This is a genomic window from Gloeomargarita sp. SKYB120 (assembly GCA_025062155.1).
Taxonomy (GTDB): Bacteria; Cyanobacteriota; Cyanobacteriia; order Gloeomargaritales; family Gloeomargaritaceae; genus Gloeomargarita.
Genome location: JANXAM010000024.1, coordinates 15,258 through 38,354 on the forward strand (window position 1 = coordinate 15,258; position 23,097 = coordinate 38,354).

23 protein-coding genes are annotated in these 23,097 nt (G+C 57.7%); 19 read left to right on the forward strand and 4 right to left on the reverse strand.

The features are described 5' to 3' along the window. Window positions 1-130 precede the first annotated feature (130 nt). From NZ705_09100 to NZ705_09125, 6 genes are all read left to right on the forward strand, one after another. Window positions 131-310, forward strand: coding sequence for a hypothetical protein (locus NZ705_09100; GenBank protein MCS7293107.1), 180 nt, complete (start codon window positions 131-133; stop codon window positions 308-310). Beyond that, entirely contained in the window at window positions 307-780 is a 474-nt protein-coding gene (locus NZ705_09105; GenBank protein MCS7293108.1) for a hypothetical protein, read from the forward strand. The genes NZ705_09100 and NZ705_09105 overlap by 4 nt, the downstream gene beginning before the upstream one ends. A 356-nt stretch (window positions 781-1,136) precedes the next feature. After that, the gene (locus tag NZ705_09110; GenBank protein ID MCS7293109.1) at window positions 1,137-1,736 is read left to right on the forward strand and encodes a response regulator; all 600 of its coding nucleotides are present in this window, start codon (window positions 1,137-1,139) and stop codon (window positions 1,734-1,736) included. Between the two features lie 1,762 nt (window positions 1,737-3,498). Then, on the forward strand, window positions 3,499-3,807 hold the full coding sequence (locus NZ705_09115; protein MCS7293110.1) for a (2Fe-2S)-binding protein: 309 nt from the start codon (window positions 3,499-3,501) through the stop codon (window positions 3,805-3,807). A gap of 47 nt (window positions 3,808-3,854) precedes the next feature. Further along, window positions 3,855-4,805: an MlaD family protein gene (locus NZ705_09120; GenBank protein MCS7293111.1), complete on the forward strand. Its 951-nt coding sequence runs from the start codon at window positions 3,855-3,857 to the stop codon at window positions 4,803-4,805. A gap of 33 nt (window positions 4,806-4,838) precedes the next feature. Next, window positions 4,839-5,735 carry a DUF1517 domain-containing protein gene (locus NZ705_09125; protein ID MCS7293112.1) on the forward strand — a complete coding sequence of 299 codons (897 nt, stop codon included), beginning with the start codon at window positions 4,839-4,841 and terminating at the stop codon, window positions 5,733-5,735. On the opposite strand, the gene NZ705_09130 is transcribed toward NZ705_09125, so the two are convergent. Then, window positions 5,704-6,369: a bifunctional 4-hydroxy-2-oxoglutarate aldolase/2-dehydro-3-deoxy-phosphogluconate aldolase gene (locus NZ705_09130; protein MCS7293113.1), complete on the reverse strand. Its 666-nt coding sequence runs from the start codon at window positions 6,367-6,369 to the stop codon at window positions 5,704-5,706. The genes NZ705_09125 and NZ705_09130 overlap by 32 nt on opposite strands. A 93-nt stretch (window positions 6,370-6,462) precedes the next feature. Between NZ705_09130 and rpsL the strand changes: the two genes are divergently transcribed. From rpsL to ruvB, 6 genes are all read left to right on the forward strand, one after another. After that, window positions 6,463-6,888 (forward strand): 30S ribosomal protein S12, encoded by a 426-nt coding sequence (gene rpsL / locus NZ705_09135; protein MCS7293114.1) that lies wholly within the window; start codon window positions 6,463-6,465, stop codon window positions 6,886-6,888. Window positions 6,889-6,907: 19 nt separating this feature from the next. Beyond that, window positions 6,908-7,378 carry a 30S ribosomal protein S7 gene (gene rpsG / locus NZ705_09140; protein ID MCS7293115.1) on the forward strand — a complete coding sequence of 157 codons (471 nt, stop codon included), beginning with the start codon at window positions 6,908-6,910 and terminating at the stop codon, window positions 7,376-7,378. Between the two features lie 72 nt (window positions 7,379-7,450). Beyond that, entirely contained in the window at window positions 7,451-9,568 is a 2,118-nt protein-coding gene (gene fusA, locus NZ705_09145) for an elongation factor G (GenBank protein MCS7293116.1), read from the forward strand. Window positions 9,569-9,588: 20 nt separating this feature from the next. Then, entirely contained in the window at window positions 9,589-10,818 is a 1,230-nt protein-coding gene (gene tuf / locus NZ705_09150) for an elongation factor Tu (GenBank protein ID MCS7293117.1), read from the forward strand. A gap of 82 nt (window positions 10,819-10,900) precedes the next feature. Then, on the forward strand, window positions 10,901-11,215 hold the full coding sequence (rpsJ, locus tag NZ705_09155) for a 30S ribosomal protein S10 (GenBank protein ID MCS7293118.1): 315 nt from the start codon (window positions 10,901-10,903) through the stop codon (window positions 11,213-11,215). Window positions 11,216-11,217: 2 nt separating this feature from the next. Beyond that, window positions 11,218-12,270, forward strand: coding sequence for a Holliday junction branch migration DNA helicase RuvB (gene ruvB, locus NZ705_09160; protein ID MCS7293119.1), 1,053 nt, complete (start codon window positions 11,218-11,220; stop codon window positions 12,268-12,270). On the opposite strand, the gene dnaA is transcribed toward ruvB, so the two are convergent. Then, window positions 12,267-13,625, reverse strand: coding sequence for a chromosomal replication initiator protein DnaA (dnaA, locus tag NZ705_09165; GenBank protein ID MCS7293120.1), 1,359 nt, complete (start codon window positions 13,623-13,625; stop codon window positions 12,267-12,269). The genes ruvB and dnaA overlap by 4 nt on opposite strands. Window positions 13,626-13,769: 144 nt before the next feature. Between dnaA and rpmH the strand changes: the two genes are divergently transcribed. The 5 genes from rpmH to NZ705_09190 are packed head-to-tail and all read left to right on the forward strand — an operon-like array spanning window position 13,770 to window position 17,805. Next, on the forward strand, window positions 13,770-13,910 hold the full coding sequence (rpmH, locus tag NZ705_09170; protein ID MCS7293121.1) for a 50S ribosomal protein L34: 141 nt from the start codon (window positions 13,770-13,772) through the stop codon (window positions 13,908-13,910). A 1-nt stretch (window position 13,911) separates the two neighbouring features. Beyond that, entirely contained in the window at window positions 13,912-14,283 is a 372-nt protein-coding gene (rnpA, locus tag NZ705_09175) for a ribonuclease P protein component (GenBank protein MCS7293122.1), read from the forward strand. Next, window positions 14,255-14,665, forward strand: a complete 411-nt coding sequence (locus NZ705_09180; protein MCS7293123.1) for a PH domain-containing protein — start codon at window positions 14,255-14,257, stop codon at window positions 14,663-14,665. The genes rnpA and NZ705_09180 overlap by 29 nt, the downstream gene beginning before the upstream one ends. Next, window positions 14,666-17,227, forward strand: coding sequence for a leucine--tRNA ligase (gene leuS / locus NZ705_09185; protein ID MCS7293124.1), 2,562 nt, complete (start codon window positions 14,666-14,668; stop codon window positions 17,225-17,227). Next, on the forward strand, window positions 17,224-17,805 hold the full coding sequence (locus NZ705_09190; GenBank protein ID MCS7293125.1) for a Uma2 family endonuclease: 582 nt from the start codon (window positions 17,224-17,226) through the stop codon (window positions 17,803-17,805). Before leuS ends, NZ705_09190 begins: the two co-directional genes overlap by 4 nt. On the opposite strand, the gene NZ705_09195 is transcribed toward NZ705_09190, so the two are convergent. After that, on the reverse strand, window positions 17,802-19,421 hold the full coding sequence (locus NZ705_09195; GenBank protein ID MCS7293126.1) for a cyclic peptide export ABC transporter: 1,620 nt from the start codon (window positions 19,419-19,421) through the stop codon (window positions 17,802-17,804). The genes NZ705_09190 and NZ705_09195 overlap by 4 nt on opposite strands. A 77-nt stretch (window positions 19,422-19,498) precedes the next feature. Here NZ705_09195 and NZ705_09200 point away from each other — a divergent pair, with 77 nt between their 5' ends. Beyond that, entirely contained in the window at window positions 19,499-20,350 is an 852-nt protein-coding gene (locus NZ705_09200) for a 4-hydroxybenzoate solanesyltransferase (GenBank protein ID MCS7293127.1), read from the forward strand. 18 nt (window positions 20,351-20,368) lie between these two features. Further along, window positions 20,369-21,694, forward strand: a complete 1,326-nt coding sequence (locus NZ705_09205; GenBank protein MCS7293128.1) for a TRAP transporter large permease subunit — start codon at window positions 20,369-20,371, stop codon at window positions 21,692-21,694. Here NZ705_09205 and trpB read toward each other — a convergent pair. Beyond that, the gene (gene trpB / locus NZ705_09210) at window positions 21,691-22,914 is read right to left on the reverse strand and encodes a tryptophan synthase subunit beta (protein MCS7293129.1); all 1,224 of its coding nucleotides are present in this window, start codon (window positions 22,912-22,914) and stop codon (window positions 21,691-21,693) included. The two genes, NZ705_09205 and trpB, sit on opposite strands and share 4 nt — an antisense overlap. Window positions 22,915-23,097: the final 183 nt, after the last annotated feature.

Here is a 23,097-nt window from a genome sequence, read left to right on the forward strand (position 1 = left end):
ATAAGGCACAGCGCCCTGCAACGACAAAACCTCGCTGGAACCACTCGCGCACTTACAGGCCCTTCCCCTGCTTCATATCATGAAGTAGTATGTAGAAATGTAAAGAATTGCGAGAGATAGGGGACCGGCGATGGTCACAACCACCACAGCGAGCATCCGGTTTGTCAAGGAAGGCAAGGAGGTCATTGTGGCCAATGGCGCGAATTTGCGGCAACAGGCGTTGGCTAACGGTATTGATCTGTACAACTGGCGGGGCAAGTTGATGAATTGCGGGGGCGTGGGCCAGTGCTGCAGACGGTTGAACCCATGACCTCAGCCGAATTACACGTTGACATTGCCTGCACCATTTTTGAGACCGATATTGCGCCTAAAATTGCCGAAATCCGTGCGACGCTGGCCCAACCCGATTCCCCCCTTTTGCTGGGAGAGTTACGAGCGCAATTCGATGTATTGGCCGGCTTGGGGGAAATACTGAACTTTCCAGCGCTGGTGCGAATTAGCCGCTTAGCACTGGCCGCCTTGACTTACCATCCCGACCAAGCTGTGGCGATTGGTGCACTAGCCCTTGGCGATTTGGAAAGGATGGAACAAAATCCTGAACCCGATCCTGAACTCGTTGCCCTGAGTGAACTGCCGTTGGATGGGTGGGACGGCCCAGAGTTATCGTCATTTGGGGGAGATGAGGCCTCTCCTGGGGAAGCGGCAATCACCTCGCCCTTATCTGTGTGGGAAGAAATCGGCAGTTTCGTCGAAGCGGCGTCACCTCCATATCCGGAATAACGATTACCGAACTGCTGGTTTTTCAGTTAGAGCAGCGATTATTGGCACTGGCGGTGGACAGTTTGGCGGGCATTGTCAGTGTTGCCCAGGACGCCTAGGTAACTGTACAAGGACGGCGGTTATACCGCTGGCAGGGACGGTTGGTGCCGGTGATTGCCCCCTCAGTTTTGGAATATCGCTACCCCGTGCGGTGGCCAACAGGAATGACTAGAGGCGAGAACTTACCGGCAGGGCGAGGACAACCCCTTCTATAGCTAAGCCATCTATGCTTGTCATGTCTTAGAGTCGCAGGACGTAGCCCCGTCCTTGGTTTTCCTGTCATCTCTCTGACAACCTAAAGCAGCTCAGCTATATTAATCAATGTGGGGGAGGAAATTTACGGGCTAGAAATTGACCAGATTTTACTAGAGCAGGATTTGGTGATTAAGCTATTGAGCGGCCTGTTTTCGGCACCGGCGTATGTGTATGGTTGTACGATTCTGGGGGATGGGCGTTTAGTGCCGGTGATAGATGCCAGTGCTTTAGTGCAACGCTGGTTACGCACACCAGATATAGGGGTTGTGGTTCCCAAGGCGCCCATTCGTACAGTCCGTCAAACCGAAATTTTGGTTGTGGATGATTCCTTGACCATGCGGGGAATGCTGAGCAAAACGTTAACCAAACATGGCTACCAAGTCTATACAGCCGCAGACGGGCGAGAAGCGCTAGAAATCCTGGCGCAACATCCAAGCATCAAGGCGGTTGTTTGTGATGTGGAAATGCCGCGCATGAATGGATTTGAGTTTTTGAGTATTTGCCGCCAAGAAGGCTACTACCCCAACCTGCCAGTCATCATGCTGACGTCGCGGGCAGGAGAGAAACACCAGCAAGTGGCTCGAAATTTAGGCTGTAATGCTTATTTAACCAAGCCCTATTTGGAACCGGAATTACTAGCAACCCTGCGGCAGTTTATTTGATAACAAAAAGCCAATCCCAGTCGCACTCTATGGAAAATCAACCCTGTAACTTCGTAAGCGCATACCATATCCTGGGGTGCAAAACGTAAGCCCGTTCTTGATGCTCCCACTAGGCACAAAAAAAGACCCGCTGTGTTTCAGCAGGCCTGGTCTAAGGTGGGTTTGCCGATTCTGGATAATCCTGCAGGACTAAGGACCCATAGGACGTGGCCCGGGGTTTACACGCGCTCCTCCGAATGGGTCAATGCGAGACGGATCAGGGCCAGACGCGCGCCCTGGAGGTTCAAAGCCGGGATTCCAAACCGGAATGCGCTCGTCAAGTTGAATCCGAGGCCCAGTACCTTGGGTGTCATGACCATCGCGGGGAGGGAGAACCTGAGCACCGGGGCGGTCTTGCTCCATGACTTGTTCAATAGGTGTTTTAGGACGCAGGTGCCCAAACACTCCTGGTGCTATCTCCCAAGGCGCCGGAGCGTTTGCTCCCCCGCAGGGCAAATCAGGGTCGCACATATGATGACGGCGTTGCCTGGAAGGAGACCCGATGTCCAACTCACCATTTCTCCCATTTCGGTCATAGCGGACGATGAGCATGCCCTCTATTATGCCCCCCGCTGGCCTGTTGGAGTGGTACTCCTTGATTAGCACCGGTGGGTCGGTTGAATTACGGTTCTCCTTATAATAAACACGCACATCATAGCCGCTTCTGCTGGCCGTGGATTCCGCACGGTAGTAACGGCCGTCGGGCGTGTACACATGGACGATATAGGTTGGGGAATTGGGATAGTGCTCTGTCTCAACCCTGTAGCCACCTTCGACTGCATAGCTCTTGCCCCCTTGGCCGTTAGGCCCTAAATCCGTATACTTGACGGGCCGGTTATCACCCTGGTTTCCATCAGCGACCAAACTGCGCTTATTGATCTGGCTAAGATCAGGAGCAAGCAGGCCGTTTCTCCCTTGGTTACGGTGCTGGGCACCTGCATCATTACGAGGAGCATTACCAGTCCTGAGCCGCTGCCGATGCGACTCCAACCGCTCCATGAAGCCATAGTCCCCCCGGTCGCCTGGATAACGGGGACGCTTCTGCTGGTGGGAGGCTGATTCTGGAACCTGGCGTTGCCGATTCCGGTTGCGCGGGTTGAGTTCTTCGACGTTGACTTGCGACCCTTCGGGCAAGAGGTTAGCAGAGTCTTTCATCCCTTGGGCCGCTTCTTGAATGGACTGTGCTTCAGCAGCGTGCCTTGCTCCTTCCGGCAAAGGTGGCAGTAGCCGGGGGTCAATTTGCAAGAGCCGTTCCTGATTGGGAAGAGTTCCAGTGATCCCCCGTTGCCCATCCCGGTCGCGGTTAAATAACTGCTGCTGCAGATGACTAGGCACTGTTGGCATCGTATTGGTCGTATTTCCTGAGTCTTTGGGTATCGGCGGGGTAACTGGCGGCGGTGGGAGATATTGGTTGTAGGGATTCCCGAGGTTGGTTCCTGATGTCGGTTTGGCGTGGGTGATCTGGGCCAGTGCCCGTAGTGGCATACCCCCTACTAAAACGGCGCTCAGGAAGAGTATTGGTAGCACTTTCGACTTCATAAGAGTGAACCTCCAAACCCCTTTCTACTGCCCATAATCGCTGCCATCCCTGCCACTCGGGTACTAACCTTGTCACCACTGACCCCTGATCACGATCACATTCCAACCCTGACCCTAGCCTTGACATTGAAACAATATGTAGGATTGTTAAGGAATTTTTAGGGAAGAGAAGAGGAGTCAGGCAATGGTCACAACCACCACAGCAAGCATCCGGTTTGTCAAGGAAGGCAAGGAGGTCATTGTGGCCAATGGCGCGAATTTGCGGCAACAGGCGTTGGCTAACGGTATTGATCTGTACAACTGGCGAGGCAAGTTGATGAATTGCGGGGGCGTGGGCCAGTGCGCGACCTGTGTAGTGGAAATTGTCGAAGGCATGGAATATCTTTCCCCGCCCACTGATTTTGAGCAGCGCCGGTTGCGGAATAAACCCAATTGCCGCTTGGCATGTCAAACATTGGTCTACGGGCCCGTGACGGTGAAAACAAAACCCTGAACCCGGGGTATACTCAGGCTAAGGGCAATCGCATCTTTCGAAGTTCCATGACTTCTGCCACCAAGCCCTCGCGTCGCCAGCAGGAAGGATTCTTGGGATTGTTTATTGTGATGACAGTGCTACTGCTGGCTGGGGTATGGGTCTGGGTGGAAGACGTGGCCTTTAACGCCAATCGCTACCGGTTTCAGGTGGCCTTTCGCCATGCGGCTGGTCTTGGGGTAGGGTCCACAGTACGGCTGCGAGGTGTGGAAGTGGGCCGTGTGGTCGCGGTGGAACCTGGCGTCAATCAGGTGCTGGTGACGGTTGAAATCCATCATCAGGGCATCTTCATTCCCAAAAAGAGTCACTTTCGCGCGCAGACGGGGGGACTGGTCGGCCAGCCGTCCTTGGAGATTAGTCCCCAGGCGGACCTGGATGTGGCCACTGTGAACGCGGGTCCTCGTAGCCCTGACTGTGATGCGAACTTGCTTGTTTGCCAGGGGGCGCAGGTCACCGGTCAAACCAGCCCTACCTTTGATGACCTGGTCCGGTCGGCGGCCAACCTGGTCAACCAACTCGATAACTCGGAACTGGTGGACAACATGGCGAAATTGACCCAGAGTTTGGGGGATTTGAACCAGGACATCCGCCGGTTGACGGTGGAGGCACGCCAGACGTTGCAACAGGTGCAGGCGGCGGCCAAGCAGGTCGAGCAAGCGGGGACGCGAATGGCAACTGCCGCAGATACCACAACCGCCATCTTGCGGGAGAATCGGGCGGCCCTGCGCACGAGCCTGGTGCGGCTGAATCGTACATTGGAGACAGCTCAATCGGCATTTACGGCCTTTCGCAAAGTGGCTACTGACGTGGACCAGATCACCGGCGACCCCCGGATTCGCGAGGACATCAAGAATTTAATCCGGGGCTTAGGCAAGCTGTTGAAGCTTACGGAAGACATGCGCCAGCAACTGCAGGCCTTGGCCCAGGAAAATCCCCAGGGAACCAACCCGTTACAATAGAGACAAAAACCTAGGCGCTGCACGAGACGGGTCATGGTGAAACGGAAGTGGATAAACGTCATTTTGGCGGTAGTTCTGGCGGCCCTTTTGACGGTGGGCTATGTATCGCCAGCCTGGGCGGCCAAAACCGGTGGACGCATTAGCGGTGGTTCGTTTCGGATGCCAACAAGCACCTACCGGCTGCCGAGTCGTTCGGTGAATCCCAGCTATGGTTACAACCGGGGTTATTACGGCGGCGGCATTGGGTTTCCAGTCTTTTCGCCCTTCCCATTCTTTTTTGTGGGCGGCGGTGGGTTGCTCTCAGTGGTGCTGCTGTTGGGGGTGGCCGGTTTGATTGCCCAGACGGTGCAGCGGTTCCAAGAGCAGCGGCAAGAAGAAGCGTTACTGAACCCCACGGTGACGGTGGCCCAGGTGCAGTTGGCCTTGCTAGCGCAAGCCCGTTCGCTCCAGCAGGAGTTGAACCGTTTGGCCCAGACAGCACGTCCCGATACCCCTCAAGGCCGCGTGCAATTGATCCAAGAACTGACGTTGGCCCTGTTACGGCACCCAGAGTACTGGAGCTACGGCTATGCCAGTACGGAAAAGGCGCCTCTGAATCAAGCGGAGTCGGAATTTAACCGGATTGCGTTGCGGGTGCGGGCGCAGGTGCAAAAGGAAACGCTGGTCAACGGCGTTTTCACACCGGTGACGGTCGATGCGGAGCAGCCGGGGGAATATATCCTCGTAACGGTGCTAGTGGCAACCACAAGGCCGGTGAAACTGCCGGTGATTCACACACTGGCGGATGTGAAAAACGCTTTGACCACCTTGGGCAGCATTGGTGCAGATGACCTGCTGGCGCTGGAGATTCTCTGGGCACCCCAGGCGGAAGGGGATACGTTGACCCGTGAAGAGCTGGTTACGGCGAATCCGTTGCTGCGCCCGCTGTAAGCCCGAGTCCCTTGAGCCATTGCCCCAGCTCCTGAGCCAGTCCCACCCAATCCCGCTGGGAGTACCAGGGTTCGGGAAACAGGTCTCGCCCTAACCCAACTGCGATGGCCCCTGCCTCCAGAAACGCCTGCGCATTGGCCCGAGTGACACCGCCGGTGGGAATGAGGGGGATGGGTCCCAAGGGTTGCCGCAGGTGTCGCAGGTAACTGGTGCCCCCGACGCTGGCGATGGGAAACACCTTGACCGCTGGCGCTCCTAGTTGATAGGCGTGCAGGATTTCAGTGGGGGTTAGAGCACCGGGCACTAAGGGAATTCCCACCGTGCGACTCCGTCCCAGCCACTCCCGTTGGGTGTGGGGGGTCAAGATAAAGTCCACTCCTAGGCTCAAGGCGGCCTCTAACTCGGCATCGCGCCGGATGGTGCCAGTTCCCACCCAGCAGTCGGGATAGGCGATTTGCAGACGGGGAATGATTACTTCCACATCTGGACAATCCCAGGTGACCTCGATAAAACGAAAACCCGCCTGGGCCAGCGTTGCTCCCATCTGGTAGGCCAGTTCCGGTTCGCCAGCCCGCACAATCCCGATCAGCCGGTGGCGCTGGAGATTTTTCAGCCAGGCGTCTATCCCGTCCATTGCCACTCCCCATTTTTACTTCTATTCTGAGCAACGTTTGACAAGGCTGGTCCCCTTTGGCATAATTGTTGATTGTTGCGAAAACGCCATTGCATGCCCACAATTCAGCAGCTAGTCCGCTCGGAGCGGCAGAGTGTCAAGCGTAAAACTAAGTCGCCGGCGCTCAAGGGATGTCCTCAACGGCGCGGGGTTTGCACCAGGGTTTACACCACGACCCCTAAAAAACCCAATTCCGCCCTGCGAAAGGTGGCACGGGTACGGTTGACATCGGGCTTTGAGGTGACGGCCTACATTCCGGGCATCGGGCACAACTTGCAGGAGCACTCGGTGGTGCTGATCCGGGGCGGTCGAGTCAAGGATTTGCCGGGCGTGCGCTACCACATCATCCGGGGGACGTTGGATGCCGCTGGCGTGAAACATCCCGGTTCTCTGCCGCCGCGCAACCAAGGACGGTCCAAGTACGGGGTCAAGCGGCCCAAACCCGGTCAACCGGCGGCTCCGGCTGGCAAGAAGAAGTAGTCCCATTCGGAGTTGCACAATGCCGCGTCGTCGTCGTGTTAAACCCCGTGTCATCGAAGCCGACCCCAAGTACAACAGCCGGTTGGTGAACATGTTGGTCAGTCACGTGTTGCGGCGGGGGAAGAAGCATTTAGCCTACCGGCTGGTGTATCAAGCGCTGGATCTGGTGCAGGAACGCACAGGCGGCGACCCCCTGGAAACCCTGGAAAAGGCGGTGCGCAACGTGACGCCTCTAGTGGAGGTCAAAGCCCGGCGGGTTGGCGGGGCCACGTATCAAGTACCGGTGGAAGTGCGACCGGAGCGGGGAACGTCCCTGGCCTTACGCTGGTTGACCACCTATGCGCGGCAACGTAGCGGTAAAACCATGGCCATCAAGCTGGCCAACGAACTCATGGATGCGGCCAATGAAACCGGGGCGTCCATCAAAAAGCGGGAGGAAACCCACCGGATGGCCGAAGCCAACAAGGCCTTTGCCCATTACCGCTACTAGGGCACTGTCACATTTGCCCAAACAACGATAAAATTTGTAACGGACGATTTCCAGGTCATTCAGGAGGAAGCCGTGGCTCGAACGACCCCCATTGAACGTGTGCGGAACATCGGGATTGCTGCCCATATTGACGCCGGTAAGACTACGACGACTGAGCGCATCTTGTTCTATTCCGGTTTGATTCACAAGATGGGGGAAGTGCATGAGGGCACCTCGGTCACCGACTGGATGGCCCAGGAGCGGGAACGGGGGATTACGATTACGGCGGCGGCGATTAGCACCCGCTGGACCAAACGCAACCCGGATGACCCGTCCCAACCCATGCCTGGCGAACCGGACTACGCTATCAACATCATTGACACGCCGGGACACGTGGATTTCACCATCGAAGTGGAGCGCTCGCTGCGGGTGCTCGACGGGGTGATCACGGTGCTGTGTTCGGTGGGGGGCGTGCAACCCCAGACGGAAACGGTGTGGCGCCAGGCGGACCGCTACCGGGTGCCTCGGATTATTTTTGTGAACAAAATGGATCGGTCGGGGGCCAACTTTTACAAGGTCTATGACCAGGTGCGTGACCGGTTGCGGGCCAATGCGGTGCCGATTCAATTGCCTATCGGCGCTGAGGACGGGTTTCGGGGCGTGGTGGACCTGGTGCGGATGTGCGCGTTTGAGTATTTCGATGAGATTGGCAAGGACATTCGCAAGGTCAGCATCCCTGCCGAGTTGATGGAAAAAGCGCAGGAATTTCGGGCCAAATTGGTGGAAGCGGCTGCCGAAACGGATGATATGCTGACAGAAAAATATCTGGAAGGGGAAGAGCTGACCGAGGAGGAAATCCGCACGGCCATCCGCAAGGCGACGATTGCTGGGAAGGTGGTGCCCATGCTGTGCGGGTCGGCGTTCAAGAACAAGGGGGTGCAGTTGCTCCTGGATGCGGTGGTGGACTACCTGCCGTCGCCAGTGGATATCCCGGCGATTAAAGGCCGGTTGCCTAGCGGCGAAGAGGTGGAACGGCACGCCGACGACAACGAACCGATGGCGGCCCTGGCGTTTAAGATCATGGCGGACAAGTTTGGCGATTTGACGTTTGTGCGGGTGTATTCTGGGGTGATGCAGCGGGGCACCTACGCGCTGAACGCCACCAAGAAAAAGAAGGAACGGCTGTCGCGCCTAGTGGTGCTCAAGGCGGATGAGCGGATTGAGGTCGAGGAACTCCGGGCTGGCGATTTGGGGGCGGTGGTCGGGCTGAAGGACACCATCACCGGCGATACCTTGTGCGACGAAAACCATCCAGTGATCCTGGAAACGCTATTTATTCCCGAGCCAGTGATTTCGGTGGCGATTGAACCTAAGACCAAGGCGGACATTGACAAGCTCTCCAAGGCGCTGCAGGCCCTAGCAAAGGAGGACCCCACCTTCCGGGTGGCGGTTGACCCGGAAACCAACCAGACGATTATCTCCGGGATGGGCGAGCTGCACCTAGAAATCCTGGTGGACCGGATGTTGCGGGAATTTGGTGTCGAGGCCAACGTGGGAAATCCCCAGGTGGCCTACCGGGAAACCATCCGCAAAAAGACGGTGCAGGAGGGTAAATACATCCGCCAGACTGGTGGGCGCGGCCAGTACGGTCACGTGATACTCGAAATCGAGCCGGCGGAACCGGGTTCCGGCTTGGAATTTGTCTCCAAGATCGTAGGTGGGGTGGTGCCCAAGGAATACGTGCCGGCGGTAGAGCAGGGGGTGCGGGAGGCCTGTGAAGGTGGCATCCTGGCCGGTTATCCAGTGATTGACCTGCGGGTGACCCTGATTGATGGCTCCTACCATGAAGTGGACTCGTCGGAAATGGCGTTCAAGTTTGCCGCCTCGATTGCCATGAAGGAGGGGGTGATGAAGTGCGCCCCAGTGTTGCTCGAACCGGTGATGAAGGTAGAAGTGGAGGTGCCAGAAAACTTTTTAGGTGATATCATGGGAGATCTGAACTCCCGCCGTGGTCAAATCGAGGGGATGGCCTCGGAAGCCGGGGTAGCGAAGGTAACAGCCAAAGTTCCCCTGGCGGAAATGTTTGGCTACGCGACGGACATCCGCTCCATGACGCAGGGGCGGGGTGTCTTTACAATGGAGTTCAGCCATTACGAAGAAGTGCCGCGTAACGTGGCCGAAACTATTATCAAAGCAAAAGGGAAGGCGTAGTTTTAGAGGGAAGAACATCCATGGCACGCGCGAAATTTGAACGGACGAAACCCCACGTGAACATCGGCACCATTGGCCACGTGGACCACGGCAAGACCACCCTGACAGCCGCCATTACCATGGTTTTGGCAGCGCAGGGCAAGGCCAAAGCTCGTAAGTACGACGAAATTGATGCAGCTCCCGAGGAAAAGGCGCGGGGGATCACCATCAACACGGCGCACGTGGAGTACGAGACGGACAAGCGCCACTACGCCCACGTGGACTGCCCCGGCCATGCGGACTACGTCAAGAACATGATCACGGGGGCGGCCCAGATGGATGGCGCGATCCTGGTGGTGGCGGCGACAGACGGCCCGATGCCCCAGACGCGGGAGCATATCCTGCTGGCAAAGCAGGTGGGGGTCCCCAGCATGGTGGTCTTCCTCAACAAATGCGACATGGCCGACGATGAGGAATTGCTGGAGCTGGTGGAACTGGAGTTGCGGGAACTCCTGAGCAAGTATGATTTTCCGGGGGATGAGATTCCCATCATTCGCGGGTCGGCCTTGAAGGCGCTGGAGCAGATGCAGGCGAAACCGAACACGCAGCGCGGCGAAGACCCCTGGGTGGACAAGATTTACGAATTGATGGATGCGGTGGATGAGTACATCAAGACGCCGGAGCGGGAGATTGACAAGCCCCTGCTGATGGCGGTAGAAGATGTGTTCTCGATTACGGGTCGGGGGACCGTGGCGACTGGGCGGATTGAGCGGGGTCGCGTGAAGGTGGGCGACACCGTGGAAATTGTGGGTCTGCGGGAAACACGCACCACCACGGTCACCGGTCTGGAAATGTTCCAGAAAACCTTAGATGAAGGGATTGCTGGAGACAACGTAGGGATGCTCCTGCGGGGGATGCAAAAGACTGATGTGGAGCGGGGGATGGTGATTGCCAAGCCCGGCACCATCACGCCCCACACGGAGTTCGAGGCGGAGGTGTACGTGCTGACCAAGGAGGAAGGCGGTCGCCACACACCGTTTTTCGCCGGCTATAAGCCCCAGTTCTACGTGCGGACGACGGACGTCACTGGAACGATCAAGGCCTACACCAGTGACGATGGCAAGAACGTGGAAATGGTTATGCCAGGAGACCGCGTGAGAATGACCGTGGAGTTGATCCGCCCCATCGCTATTGAGCAAGGGATGCGGTTTGCTATTCGGGAAGGAGGACGCACGATTGGTGCTGGCGTCGTGACCAAGATCATTAAATAGTCGGTCATTTCCAATTCATTCGTTGCGAGAGGGGGGAGCCGGGGGGTTCCCTCCTGTTTTGGGAGGAAAAACAATGGCCCCATTGACCAAGCAAAAAATTCGCATCCGCCTGCAGGCCTACGACCACCGTCTGCTGGATGCGTCCTGCGAAAAGATCATGGACACGGTAAACCGAACGCAGGCCCATGCGGTAGGGCCGATTCCCTTGCCCACTAAGCGGCGCATTTACTGCGTGTTGCGTTCGCCCCACATTGATAAGGACTCGCGGGAGCATTTTGAAATCCGCACCCATCGCCGGATCATTGACATCTACCAGCCCCAGGCCAAGACGATTGACGCGCTGATGAAGCTGGACTTACCGGCAGGGGTGGATATCGAAGTGAAATTGCCCAGCTAATCATGGCAATTGTCTCCTCCCAGAGCGAGGGGGGACGTCATCCGCTCCTGAAACCTCAAGCCACCGCTCAGGAAAGCCAGGGGCTGCCAGAGGATTCTCTGCGGCCTGCTTCACTAGCGGAATATCTAGGGCAGACGGAACTGAAACAGGTACTTAGCATTGCGGTAGCGGCAGCACAGGCGCGCGGGGAACCGCTGGACCATCTGCTGCTGTACGGACCGCCGGGGTTGGGTAAAACGACGCTGGCGCTGTTGCTGGCTCGGGAGATGGGTAGACGCTGTCACCTCACAAGCGGCCCGGCGCTGGAACGGCCCCGCGACATCGTCGGCTTGCTGGTGAATCTGGAACCCGGCGACATTTTGTTTATAGACGAAATCCATCGCTTGCCCCGGATCACCGAGGAAACCCTCTACACCGCCATGGAGGACTTCCGGGTGGATGTGACGGTGGGGAAGGGGGCCGGCGCCCGCACGCGCTCGCTCAAGTTGCCGAAATTTACCCTGGTGGGAGCGACCACCCGAGTGGCAGCGCTCAGTGCACCCCTGCGGGACCGGTTCGGGCTGGTACAACGGTTGCGGTATTACACCGTCCCAGAATTGGCCCAGATTCTCACCCGCACAGCCCAGTTACTCAACGTGGCCATTACTCCTGAGGGCGCCGAAACCATTGCCCAGCGTGCCCGAGGCACTCCCCGGATTGCCAATCGCCTGCTCAAACGGGTGCGGGATTACGCGCAGGTGCAACAGGCTTCAGTGATTACCCCGGAGGTCGCCGCCCAGGCCTTGGACCAGTTAGGGGTGAATCCTCAAGGTCTAGACAGCGTTGATCGGGCGTTACTGACGGTGATCATTGAGCAATTTCAAGGCGGGCCAGTGGGGTTGGAGACCCTAGCGGCGATGACCGGCGAAGACCCCCAGACCATCGAGGACGTGTACGAGCCGTACCTGATGCAGATCGGGTATCTCCAGCGCACCCCGCGCGGGCGCGTTGCTTTAGCACCAGCTTGGCTGCATTTGGGCCGGACGCCGCCCGAACAGCAATTGCCCTTACTCTAGGCCCCCAACTCCTGAGCTGAGCGGTGAATCCGGTCTTTGATTTGGGCAAGAAGCTGGGCAAACTTGGGGTCGCTGTCGCGTTTCTGGGCAATTTTTTCGCAGGCATAGAGAACGGTGGTGTGGTCTTTGCCCCCGAACAGTTGGCCGATCTGGGGCAGGCTTAAATTGGTGTACTGGCGCACTAAGTACATCGCCACCTGGCGGGGAAAACTCACCTGCCGTCGCCGCGTGTTGCACATGAGTTCCTGCACCGGCACCTCAAACGTGGCCGCCACTATATCCACCACTAGCTCTGGTGTGGTCTTGGTCATCTGCACGGGGGAGTTGAGCAACTCGGCGACATTTTCGACGGTGATCGCCGCCCCGGAAATCGCCGTGTAGGCCAGGGTGCGAATCAAGGCCCCCTCCAGTTCCCGGATGTTGGAGGTGTAGCGGGTAGCAATGTAGGTAATCACTTCCACCGGCAGATAGACGTTCTCCTGCTCGGCTTTTTTCTGCAGGATGGCCATGCGGGTTTCCAGGTCGGGGGGCTGAATATCGGCAATCAACCCCATGGAAAACCGGGAACACAGGCGCTCCTGCAGGCGGGGGATGCACGTGGGCGGGCGGTCGGAGGCAATTACCACCTGTTTTCCCGCTTCATGCAGGGCGTTGAACGTGTGGAAAAATTCTTCTTGGGTGTATTCCTTGCCCTCGATGAACTGGATGTCATCCACCAGCAGCAAATCCGCCGCTCGGTATTTCTCCCGGAATTGCTGCATATTGTCCCGGCGAATGGCCTCAATCAGGTCGTTGGTGAACTGCTCGGTGGAGACGTAAAACACCCGTGCATCTCGGTCAATTTCTAGGCGGTAATGGCCGATGGCTTGCATCAGATGGGTTTTCCCTAGTCCCACCCCGCCGCATAGAAACAAGGGGTTAAATTCCCGGCCTGGGGATTCCGCCACCGCCAAGGCCGCTGCATGAGCCATGCGGTTGTTGGCTCCCACCACAAACCGACTGAAGGTGTACTTGGCGTTTAAGTTGCTGGAGAGCACCGGTTCTGGGTCGGGAGTGGTCACCCGGGGGGGCGGTGGGGCCGCTGGGGCCGCCGGGACTATGTCGCTTTCTAGGCTGTCGATTTCCACCTCCAGGGGTTCGCCCCAGACTTCGGCCACCACAGCGCTGATGGTTTTCAAGTAGGACTTGACCAGCCAGTTGCGGGCAAACAGGTTGGGGGCTAACAGACGCAGGCGGTTCCCCGTCAGGGCGTCCGGGCGAATGGTTTTGATCCAGGTCTCAAACGTAGGGCGGCTCAGGCGCAGTTGAAGCTGCTCCAATACCTGATGCCACCGTGCTTCCAGCGACTCGGCCACGGCAGCGAACAGTCATTGCAGTGAGGTTGATAGGGAACAGGCTACCCCATTTTTTCGTTCGTGCCTAGTCCCCTTAACCATTGATTCATGAAAGTTTTTGTGATACTCTACAAAATTTTGTGAACTAGCTTCACGGGAGGCGGTATGACCAAGCGCACGTTGGAGGGCACTTGTCGCAAACGCATCCGGCGGTCGGGGTTTCGGGCGCGCATGGCGACTCCGGGCGGACGACGAGTGATCAAAGCGCGACGGGCCAAAGGACGCAAACGGCTCGCTCCCGTGTAGGGTGGGATTACCCCGGATTCATCGGCTGCGGGGATATCGAACGTTTGAGGCGCTCTACGCCGATAGCCAACAACTGCGGGGGGAACGGTTCCGGTTGCGCTACCGGCGGGTGGATGAACAGACACCGGCCCAATTCGCCGTGGTGGTCAGCAACAAGCTGGTAAAAAAAGCAGTCCGACGCAACCGGCTCAAGCGACAGATACGAGCGGCCCTGCGACAGTTATTGCCCCGCTGTACGCGAGGCTGGCAAGTGATTGTGTCGGCCCAACCTGCAGCCCTAACCGGACAATACGCCGATTTTTTGCGAGAATTAGAACAGCTTTTGCAACAGGCGGGTGTTTTATATGGGGATTCGGGAGGACGTGTTCTTTGAGGGAGGGCCGCACCGGGGCGATTTGGTCATGAATCTGCTCCTGGGCGTGACGATTGTGTGGCTGCCGTTGACGATTGGGGCGATTACGCGGGCGCTCTGGGTGCGCTATCGGATTACCAACCGGCGGGTGACGGTGATTGGGGGTTGGCTGGGCCGGAATCGGTCGGACATTATCTACAGCGAAATTGCCCGGGTGGTGACGGTGCCGCGCGGCTTTGGACTCTGGGGCGATATGGTGATCACGCTCAAGGACGGCAACCGGCTGGAACTGCGCTGTTTACCCCGCTTCCGGGAACTGGCGGCCTATGTTATCGAGCGCATCAGCCCTGAAGCCCGGCGCGTGAGCGGTCCGATTGGTCAAGCGATGCAACAGGCGACGTAGATGACGGCATCCCGTTATCAACCGGCGGACATTGAACCCCGCTGGCAACGGACCTGGCTGGAACAGGGACTGTATCGCACGGACACCGACCCCAGCCGTCCCAAGTACTATGCCCTGTCCATGTTTCCCTATCCGTCGGGGAATTTGCACATGGGGCACGTGCGCAATTACACCATTACGGATGTGATTGCCCGGGTGCGGCGGATGCAGGGCTACCGGGTGCTCCATCCCATGGGTTGGGACGCCTTTGGGCTGCCGGCGGAAAATGCGGCGATTGACCGGGGGGTGCATCCGGCGGACTGGACGGAGCGTAACATCGCTAATATGCGCCGGCAACTGCAAGCCCTGGGGTTGAGCTACGACTGGGAGCGAGAACTGGCGACGTGCGACCCCCGCTATTACCGCTGGACCCAGTGGCTGTTTTTGCAGATGTGGCACCTGGGCCTGGCCTACCAGAAAGAGGCGCTGGTGAACTGGGACCCGGTGGACCAGACGGTGCTGGCCAATGAGCAGGTGGACAGTGAGGGGCGTTCCTGGCGGTCGGGAGCCAAGGTGGAGCAGCGTTACCTGAAGCAGTGGTTTTTGCGCATCACCCATTACGCGGAGGAATTGCTCCAGGATTTGGACCAACTGCCGGGCTGGCCGGAGCGGGTGAAAACCATGCAGGCGAACTGGATCGGGCGGTCGGTGGGGGCGTACCTGGAATTTCCGGTGGTGGGTCGCCCGGCGAAAATCGGGGTGTTTACCACGCGCCCGGATACAGTGTGTGGGGTGTCCTACGTGGTGCTGGCGCCGGAACATCCCCTGGTGGCGGAACTCACCACGCCGGAACAGCGCCCCAGGGTGGAGCAGTTTCTCCAGGAACTCCAGCAACTCTCGCCTGCGGAACGCACCGCCGAGGACCGGCCGAAACGGGGAGTGCCGATTGGCGCCATGGCATTGAACCCCTTCAACCAGCAGCAGGTGCCGGTGTGGATTGCCGATTACGTGCTGTACGAGTACGGGACAGGGGCGGTGATGGGCGTGCCGGCCCACGATGAGCGGGATTTTGCCTTTGCCCAGCAGTATGGGCTGCCGATTACCCAGGTGATCCTGCCGCCGGGGGTGGACCAGCCCATGCCCCTGGAGAACGCCTACACCGGGCCGGGAACGCTGGTGAATTCCGGGGAGTTTGACGGTCTGGACAACGAGACGGCCAAGGAAACAATCACCCAGAAGGCCCAGGCGCAGGGGTGGGGCGAAGCGCGGGTGCAGTACCGGTTGCGGGACTGGCTTATCTCGCGCCAGCGGTACTGGGGGGTGCCGATTCCGGTGATTCACTGCCAGCACTGCGGGGTGGTGCCCGTGCCCGAACCGGACTTGCCCGTACTGTTGCCGAGGGATGTGCAGATTACCGGACGGGGATTATCACCGTTGGCGCAGCTAGAGGCATGGGTGAATGTCCCCTGTCCCACCTGCGGGCGACCGGCGCGACGGGAGACGGACACGATGGACACGTTTATTGACTCGTCCTGGTATTTCTTCCGGTTTGCCGACCCCCACAACGACCAGGCCATCTTTGACCCCCAGGTGATTCAGAACTGGTTGCCGGTGGACCAGTACGTGGGGGGCATTGAACACGCCATCTTGCACTTGCTCTACTCCCGGTTTGTGACCAAAGTGTTGCGGGACCGGGGATTGATTGCCTTTGACGAGCCGTTTACCCGCCTGCTGACCCAGGGGATGGTGCAGGGCTTGACTTACAAGCATGTGCAGACCGGGCGGTATCTGCCCCCTGACCAGGTGATTCAGGAAAACGGCGAGTACCGGGACAAGGAAACGGGAGCGCCCGTGGCGGTGGTTTATGAAAAGATGTCCAAGTCTAAATACAACGGGGTGGACCCGGAGCAGGTGCTCGCTCGCTACGGCGCGGATACGGCCCGGATGTTCATTTTGTTCAAAGCGCCGCCGGAAAAAGACCTAGAGTGGGACGAAGCCGACGTCGAAGGGCAGTTTCGCTTCTTGCAACGGGTCTGGCGCTTGGTGCAGCAGTATCGGGAACAGCCCCCCGCTCCGGCGACCGACACCACACCGGCGGAACGGGAATTGCGGCGCACGATTCACCAGACGATCCAGCAGGTGACAGCGGACACCACGGGCGAGTACCAGTTCAACACGGCGATTGCGGCGCTGATGAAGCTCACCAATGCCCTAACGGATTACCAGGGCACCAATTCTGGCGTTTTTGACGAGGGGATTCGCACGCTGTTGCTGCTCCTGGCGCCGTTTGCTCCCCATATCACGGAGGAACTCTGGCACCAGTTAGGTCATCAGGATTCCATCCACCGGCAACCGTGGCCGCAGGTGGACCCCAGCGCGCTGGTGGTGGACGAAATTCCCCTGGTGATTCAGGTGATGGGGAAAACGCGGGGAACTATTCCAGCGCCAGCACAGGCGGACCAAGCGACCTTGGAACAATTGGCCCTGACGTCGGAGATTGGCCAGCGCTATCTCCAGGGCAAAACCATCAAAAAGGTGATTTATGTGCCGGGGAAACTGTTGAATTTCGTGATAGAGGGATGACAACTACCCAGAAGAAACTCACCGTTGCCGAGTTTTTGGCTTTGCCGGAGGGGGACATCACCTACGAACTGGTGGAGGGCCAAGCAGTTCCCAAGGATAAACCCATGTCACCCAAACGTTTTCACGCCCGTGTGCAGCCGGTGCTGTGGCGAATCATTGAGGACTGGTGTACGGCTCCGAATTGCCCCAAACCGGGTTCAGCCTACACGGAGTGGGCGGTCGTTTTGCAACACCAGGGGGAGACCTGGATTCCCGTTCCTGACATCATCTACATTTCTGAGCAGCGATTGCCCCTGGCTGACATGACCGATGAACCCTGTCTAGTGATTCCCGAACTCGTCGTCGAGGTGCTTTCCCCTAGCCAGACCTTTGGCGACATGGCCCAGAAGGCGGTGGATTATTTAGAAGCCGGCGTCAATCGCGTGTGGATTGTGGACCCCGCCGCCAAGACCATCACCGTCTTTTATCCCGACCGGCCCCCGCGTACGTTCCGCGACACGCAATCGCTGTCAGATGAGTTGCTCCCTGGCCTGACCGTGATTCCCCAGGAGGTCTTTGCCCAGGCGCGGATTCCCTAGCGCATCCGTTTTAGGTACTTGTCGTATTCCACCTGACCGTAATTGAGCTTAATCAAGCGGTCAGCGGTGTGGAAGTAATGGTCATCGTGACTAATCACAAACGCCGTTTTACCTTCAGCGCGCAACTGGGGCAAAAACTCCCGGTAGAAAAAGTCTTTGAAATGGGGGTCTTGGTCAGCGGCCCATTCGTCAAATACATAAATGGGGCGGTTTTCCAGGTAGGCCACCAGCAGAGCCAGGCGCTTGCGTTGTCCTTGGGACAGGGCTAGGGTGGAAAAGCGACCATTTTCGATACGTACCTTATGGTCCAATTGCAATTTTTTGAGGAGTTGCTGTGCTAGTTCCAGGTCATCACTAACCCCCAGCAAGCTATCGAACAAATAAAAGTCCGAAAAAACAACTGCAAAATGCTGCCGGTACCAGTAGCGATTACTGGCGTCAATGGGTGTTTCATCCAAAATAATCTGGCCAGATTGGGGTGGGTATAGACCCGTAATGAGTTTTGCCAAAGTGGATTTACCGCTGCCGTTACCCCCAATAATCATCACAATTTCGCCAGGAAAAAAAGTCAAATTCACTGGCCCTACTTGAAACGCTCTGTCATCGGCTTGGCTGTGATATTGATGGACAACGTTTTGCAAAACGAGCTGTTGCCAATGGGTGTGCAAAGGCTGGTCCAAGGTTTGCGGCTCGCCGGCGTCACGCAAGGATAGACCCAGCGCCGTAATCTTATCCAGTGCGACACCTGCCCGGCTGAAGGTGGGAAGATTGCTAATCAGATGCTCCATCGGCAACATTAAGTAGGTGAAAACTAACACATAACCCGAAAGGGTCTGGGGATTGAGGGTGAGCAATTTGGGCAAGCTAAACAACACAAACCCAATGGCAAAAAAGAAAATAAATTTTCCCAGGCTGGAGGTATTGGCAAAGTAGGTCAGCCCAATGGTGGTGTAACGGCGAAACGCCTGGGCATGGTCCATGAGATAGTGCTGGAAAAAGAACTGCTGTTTGCGGTGGTTGAGTTTCAGTTCTTTGATGCCAGCCGTCAAACCTTGGAAATCTTGAAATAAATCGTCCTGTTTTTCGCGAGCTTTGGCGAGATATTGGCTACCAAGATGGGTCAAAAATTGGCAACTGGCAATCGCAATCGTGGTTAATACAAACACGAGCAAAAATACTCGCCAGGATAGCCAGGTGATATAGACCAAACTACCCAGGACAATGGCCGCGTCAATGCAGAGAAACGGAATGGCAAAAACTGCCTGGGCAACGGCTTGCACGTCTTCGGTCAAGGTGGCTAGCAGGCGGGGCGTCCCTAGTTGCTCTAAGTGACCCAGTTCTGCCCGCAAAATCTGTCGACTCAAATGCAAACGCAAATCCAATACTGCCTGTTGCGACAACCGGATGAGCATGACTTGGGACACGACACTGGTGCCCAGGGCAACCATCGCCAGGCCAATAAACGTGAGAATGACCATGGGTGTCACCCCTTCCACGAGGGCGCGGCTAATGAGAGCGAGCAATCCAGCGCTGGCGCCGCCGCTGAGAAAACCCATACTGACGGCCAGTAGCACCAGCCACCAGGAACCCTGCAGCAAGAACAGAAAAAGTTTCACCCGCCCCCCAGCAACCTGTGTAACCTACCTTAACAAAACCTTTAACCTAGGTAATAGCCCATCCCCTGCATTTTCCCATGAAGGACTCCCTGGTCTATCGCGTCATCCGCCTGTTGCGCTGGGACAAACCGACAGGACGTTTGATTCTGATGGTGCCGGCGCTATGGTCGCTGGTGTTGGCTGCCGATGGTCATCCCCCCTGGGACTTACTGCTGGTGGTGGTCTTGGGGGCGGTGGCGACGAGTGCGGCGGGTTGTGTAGTGAATGACCTATGGGACCGGCGCTTGGATGCCCAGGTGCAACGGACTCGCCAGCGGCCTTTGGCGTCAGGGCAACTGTCGGTGGGTCTAGCAATGGTCATTGCAGCAATATGTTTGTTGTGCGCCTACCTGCTGGCCCGTTACTTGAACCCCCTGGCGTTTGGATTGGCGGTGCTGGCGGTGCCGGTGATGCTGCTCTATCCATCGGCCAAACGCTGGTGCCCCATACCCCAAGTGATCCTGGCGACGGCGTGGGGATTTGCGGTGTTGATTCCCTGGGCGGCGGTCACGGGCACCCTAACGGCGGCGACGTGGTGGTTGTGGGGCGCGGTGTGGTGCTGGACGCTGGCGTTTGACACGATTTACGCGCTGATGGACCGGGAGGACGACGCCCGGGTGGGAATTCACTCCAGCGCACGGTTTTTTGGTCGCTATACCCCTTGGGCCGTGGGTGTGCTCTTGGGTTTGACGCTGGCGTTGCTGGCGCAGGTGGGGCGAGTGCTGCACCGGCAATGGCCCTACTACCTGGCTATGATGTTGACGGCTGTGGTGTGGGCCACCCAAGTGTACCGTTTGCGCCGTTCTCAACCCTTGCCGGTGTATAGTCGGATGTTTCAAGAGCAGGTGGCAACCGGTTTTTTACTTTTGCTAGGGATGGTGGCGTCCTAGACCCGATAATCAGGAGTTGTGACCCATGAGGTGGGCATGGAGGCGGGGATTCTAGGGCCACTGATGTTTGTAGGGGCATTGGTTTTTTTAGCGACAGGGTATCCAGTGGCCTTTGCCCTAGGGGGTGTCGCCATAGCCTTTGCCTTGCTAGGCGTTGCCCTGGGTGTGTTTGATCCGGTCTTTCTCACCGCCCTGCCCTACCGGATTTTTGGGATGATGGCGAACTACACGTTGCTGGCGATTCCCTACTTTATCCTGCTGGGGTCGCTGTTGGAGCAATCGGGTATCGCGGAGCGCCTGTTGACTACGGTGGGGAGTTGGTTTGGTCGGCTGCGGGGGGGATTGGGCGTGGCGGTGGTCGTCGTCGGCGCGCTCCTGGCGGCAACCACGGGCGTCGTCGCTGCAACGGTGGTGGCCATGGGTCTTATTTCGTTGCCAGTGATGCTGCGGCATGGCTACCGACCGGAACTGGCAACGGGGGTGATTGCGGCGTCAGGAACGCTGGGGCAAATCATCCCGCCGAGTGTGGTGCTGGTGGTGCTAGGGGACCAGTTGGGGGTATCGGTTGGGGACTTGTTTGTGGGGTCGTTTGCGCCAGGTCTAGTGCTGACGGGGATGTACGCGCTGTATGTCCTAGCGGTGGCCTATGTCCGTCCCCAGTGGGCGCCGGCGTTGACGGATGTACCCCCTGCATCTTTACAGAGCGTGTTGCGGGCTGTGTTGCCGCCGCTGGCGCTGGTGCTAGTGGTGCTGGGGAGTATTTTCTGGGGCATTGCCACGCCGACAGAGGCTGGTGCGGTGGGGTGTATTGGAGCGGCGGTTTTGGCCTGGGCGGAAGGAAAACTCTCCTGGGCGGCTGTGTGGCGGGCCTGCGAGTCCACGGTGCGCACGACCAGTTTGGTGATGATGATTTTGATTGGGTCCACCGCCTTTAGCCTGGTGTTTCGGGGGCTGGAGGGGGACCAGTGGGTGTCGAATCTCCTGCTGAATTTGCCGGGGGGACGGGCCGGTTTCTTGCTGGTGAGTATGGCGGTGGTGTTTATCCTGGGCTTTTTCATTGACTTTTTTGAAATTGCCTTTATCGTTGTGCCGTTGCTCATTCCGGCGGCGCAGCAACTGGGTACGGATTTGGTCTGGTTTGGGGTGTTATTGGGAGCGAATTTACAAACGTCCTTTTTAACACCGCCGTTTGGGTTTGCCCTGTTTTATCTCAAGAGTGTGGCCCCGCCAGAGGTGACCACCGGCCACATTTATCGGGGGGTGATTCCCTTTATCGGGATGCAATTGCTGCTGGTGGTTTTACTTATCCTATTTCCCCAATTGGTGACGCTGGCCCTGAGCTAGAGCGACAAATACTTCATCACCGTTTGCACATCCTTGTCCCCGCGTCCCGAACAATTAACCACGATGCGCGTCCCCGGCGGGCATTGGGGGGCTAATTCGTCCAAATAGGCCAGGGCGTGGGCGGTCTCTAGCGCTGGGATAATGCCTTCCAGTTGACTCAACCGTTGAAAAGCCGCCAGCGCCTGCGCGTCCGTCACACTCACGTAGGTGGCGCGGCCCGTGTCTTTGAGATAACTGTGCTCAGGACCCACTCCTGGGTAGTCCAACCCGGCGCTGATGGAATGGGCTTCCACTACCTGGCCGTTGTCGTCTTGGAGCAGATAACTCATTGCCCCGTGCAGGACGCCCACCCGTCCTTGGGTCAAAGTAGCAGCGTGCCTGCCCGTGTGAATCCCTTCCCCGGCGGCTTCCACCCCAATCAACTGCACCGTCGGTTCGTGGACAAACTCGTAGAACAAGCCCATGGCATTAGAGCCACCCCCTACGCAGGCCAGCAGGATGTCCGGCAAGCCCCCCCAGCATTCCTGGCACTGCGCTCGCGTCTCTTTGCCAATCACACTCTGAAAATCCCGCACGATCATGGGGTAAGGATGCGGCCCGGCCACCGACCCCAGGATGTAGTGGGTGGTTTCCACATTGGTTACCCAGTCGCGAATCGCTTCCGAGGTGGCATCTTTGAGCGTCCCCGTGCCGCTTTCCACCGGTTGTACCTGCGCTCCCAGCAACCGCATCCGAAAGACATTGAGCGCTTGGCGTTCCATGTCCTGCACGCCCATGTAAATCACACACTCCAGCCCAAAGCGCGCGCAGACCGTCGCCGTCGCCACACCGTGTTGTCCAGCCCCCGTTTCAGCAATAATCCGCCGTTTCCCCATGCGCCGGGCGAGTAACACCTGCCCCAGAGCGTTATTAATCTTATGCGCCCCGGTGTGGTTCAGGTCTTCCCGCTTGAGATAGATCAAGGGATACGACCCATCGTCCCGCTGATAGGAACGGCTTAACCGTTCGGCAAAATACAGCGGCGTCGGCCTTCCCACATACGTCTTGTATAGAAACTGTAATTCTTGTTGAAAATCAGGGTCATCCTTGCATTGAATATAGACCTGTTCCAATTCCGCAAGCGCCGGCATCAACGTCTCCGGGACGTATTTCCCCCCAAACCGGCCAAATCGCCCCAATGCATCCGGTACCTGTGTGACCGTCACCGTCTCCGACCCCATCGCATCTCTTCAAGGATTATACCTTTTGTGTGAGGCCGGTCGAGATTTCCTACTTCTAAAAAGTTGCAAAATAACGTCGCCATTTTGGTTTTACCCAACCTACAAATAGGTGAGTGATATTTTTGCGCTCCCATTTGTCATACAAATCTCCGTCTAATATAGAAGTTGTTTTTCGGGAATAAT

Bases quoted from the DNA above. Each gene is read 5' to 3' on its own strand.
- trpB (MCS7293129.1), bottom strand. From the start codon at position 22,914: ATGGGGTCGGAGACGGTGACGGTCACACAGGTACCGGATGCATTGGGG.
- NZ705_09115 (MCS7293110.1), top strand. From the start codon at position 3,499: ATGGTCACAACCACCACAGCAAGCATCCGGTTTGTCAAGGAAGGCAAG.
- tuf (MCS7293117.1), top strand. From the start codon at position 9,589: ATGGCACGCGCGAAATTTGAACGGACGAAACCCCACGTGAACATCGGC.
- NZ705_09200 (MCS7293127.1), top strand. From the start codon at position 19,499: ATGAAGGACTCCCTGGTCTATCGCGTCATCCGCCTGTTGCGCTGGGAC.
- leuS (MCS7293124.1), top strand. From the start codon at position 14,666: ATGACGGCATCCCGTTATCAACCGGCGGACATTGAACCCCGCTGGCAA.
- NZ705_09100 (MCS7293107.1), top strand. From the start codon at position 131: ATGGTCACAACCACCACAGCGAGCATCCGGTTTGTCAAGGAAGGCAAG.
- ruvB (MCS7293119.1), top strand. From the start codon at position 11,218: ATGGCAATTGTCTCCTCCCAGAGCGAGGGGGGACGTCATCCGCTCCTG.
- NZ705_09180 (MCS7293123.1), top strand. From the start codon at position 14,255: ATGGGGATTCGGGAGGACGTGTTCTTTGAGGGAGGGCCGCACCGGGGC.
- NZ705_09105 (MCS7293108.1), top strand. From the start codon at position 307: ATGACCTCAGCCGAATTACACGTTGACATTGCCTGCACCATTTTTGAG.
- rpmH (MCS7293121.1), top strand. From the start codon at position 13,770: ATGACCAAGCGCACGTTGGAGGGCACTTGTCGCAAACGCATCCGGCGG.
- NZ705_09120 (MCS7293111.1), top strand. From the start codon at position 3,855: ATGACTTCTGCCACCAAGCCCTCGCGTCGCCAGCAGGAAGGATTCTTG.
- NZ705_09125 (MCS7293112.1), top strand. From the start codon at position 4,839: ATGGTGAAACGGAAGTGGATAAACGTCATTTTGGCGGTAGTTCTGGCG.
- rpsL (MCS7293114.1), top strand. From the start codon at position 6,463: ATGCCCACAATTCAGCAGCTAGTCCGCTCGGAGCGGCAGAGTGTCAAG.
- rpsG (MCS7293115.1), top strand. From the start codon at position 6,908: ATGCCGCGTCGTCGTCGTGTTAAACCCCGTGTCATCGAAGCCGACCCC.
- NZ705_09190 (MCS7293125.1), top strand. From the start codon at position 17,224: ATGACAACTACCCAGAAGAAACTCACCGTTGCCGAGTTTTTGGCTTTG.
- NZ705_09130 (MCS7293113.1), bottom strand. From the start codon at position 6,369: ATGGACGGGATAGACGCCTGGCTGAAAAATCTCCAGCGCCACCGGCTG.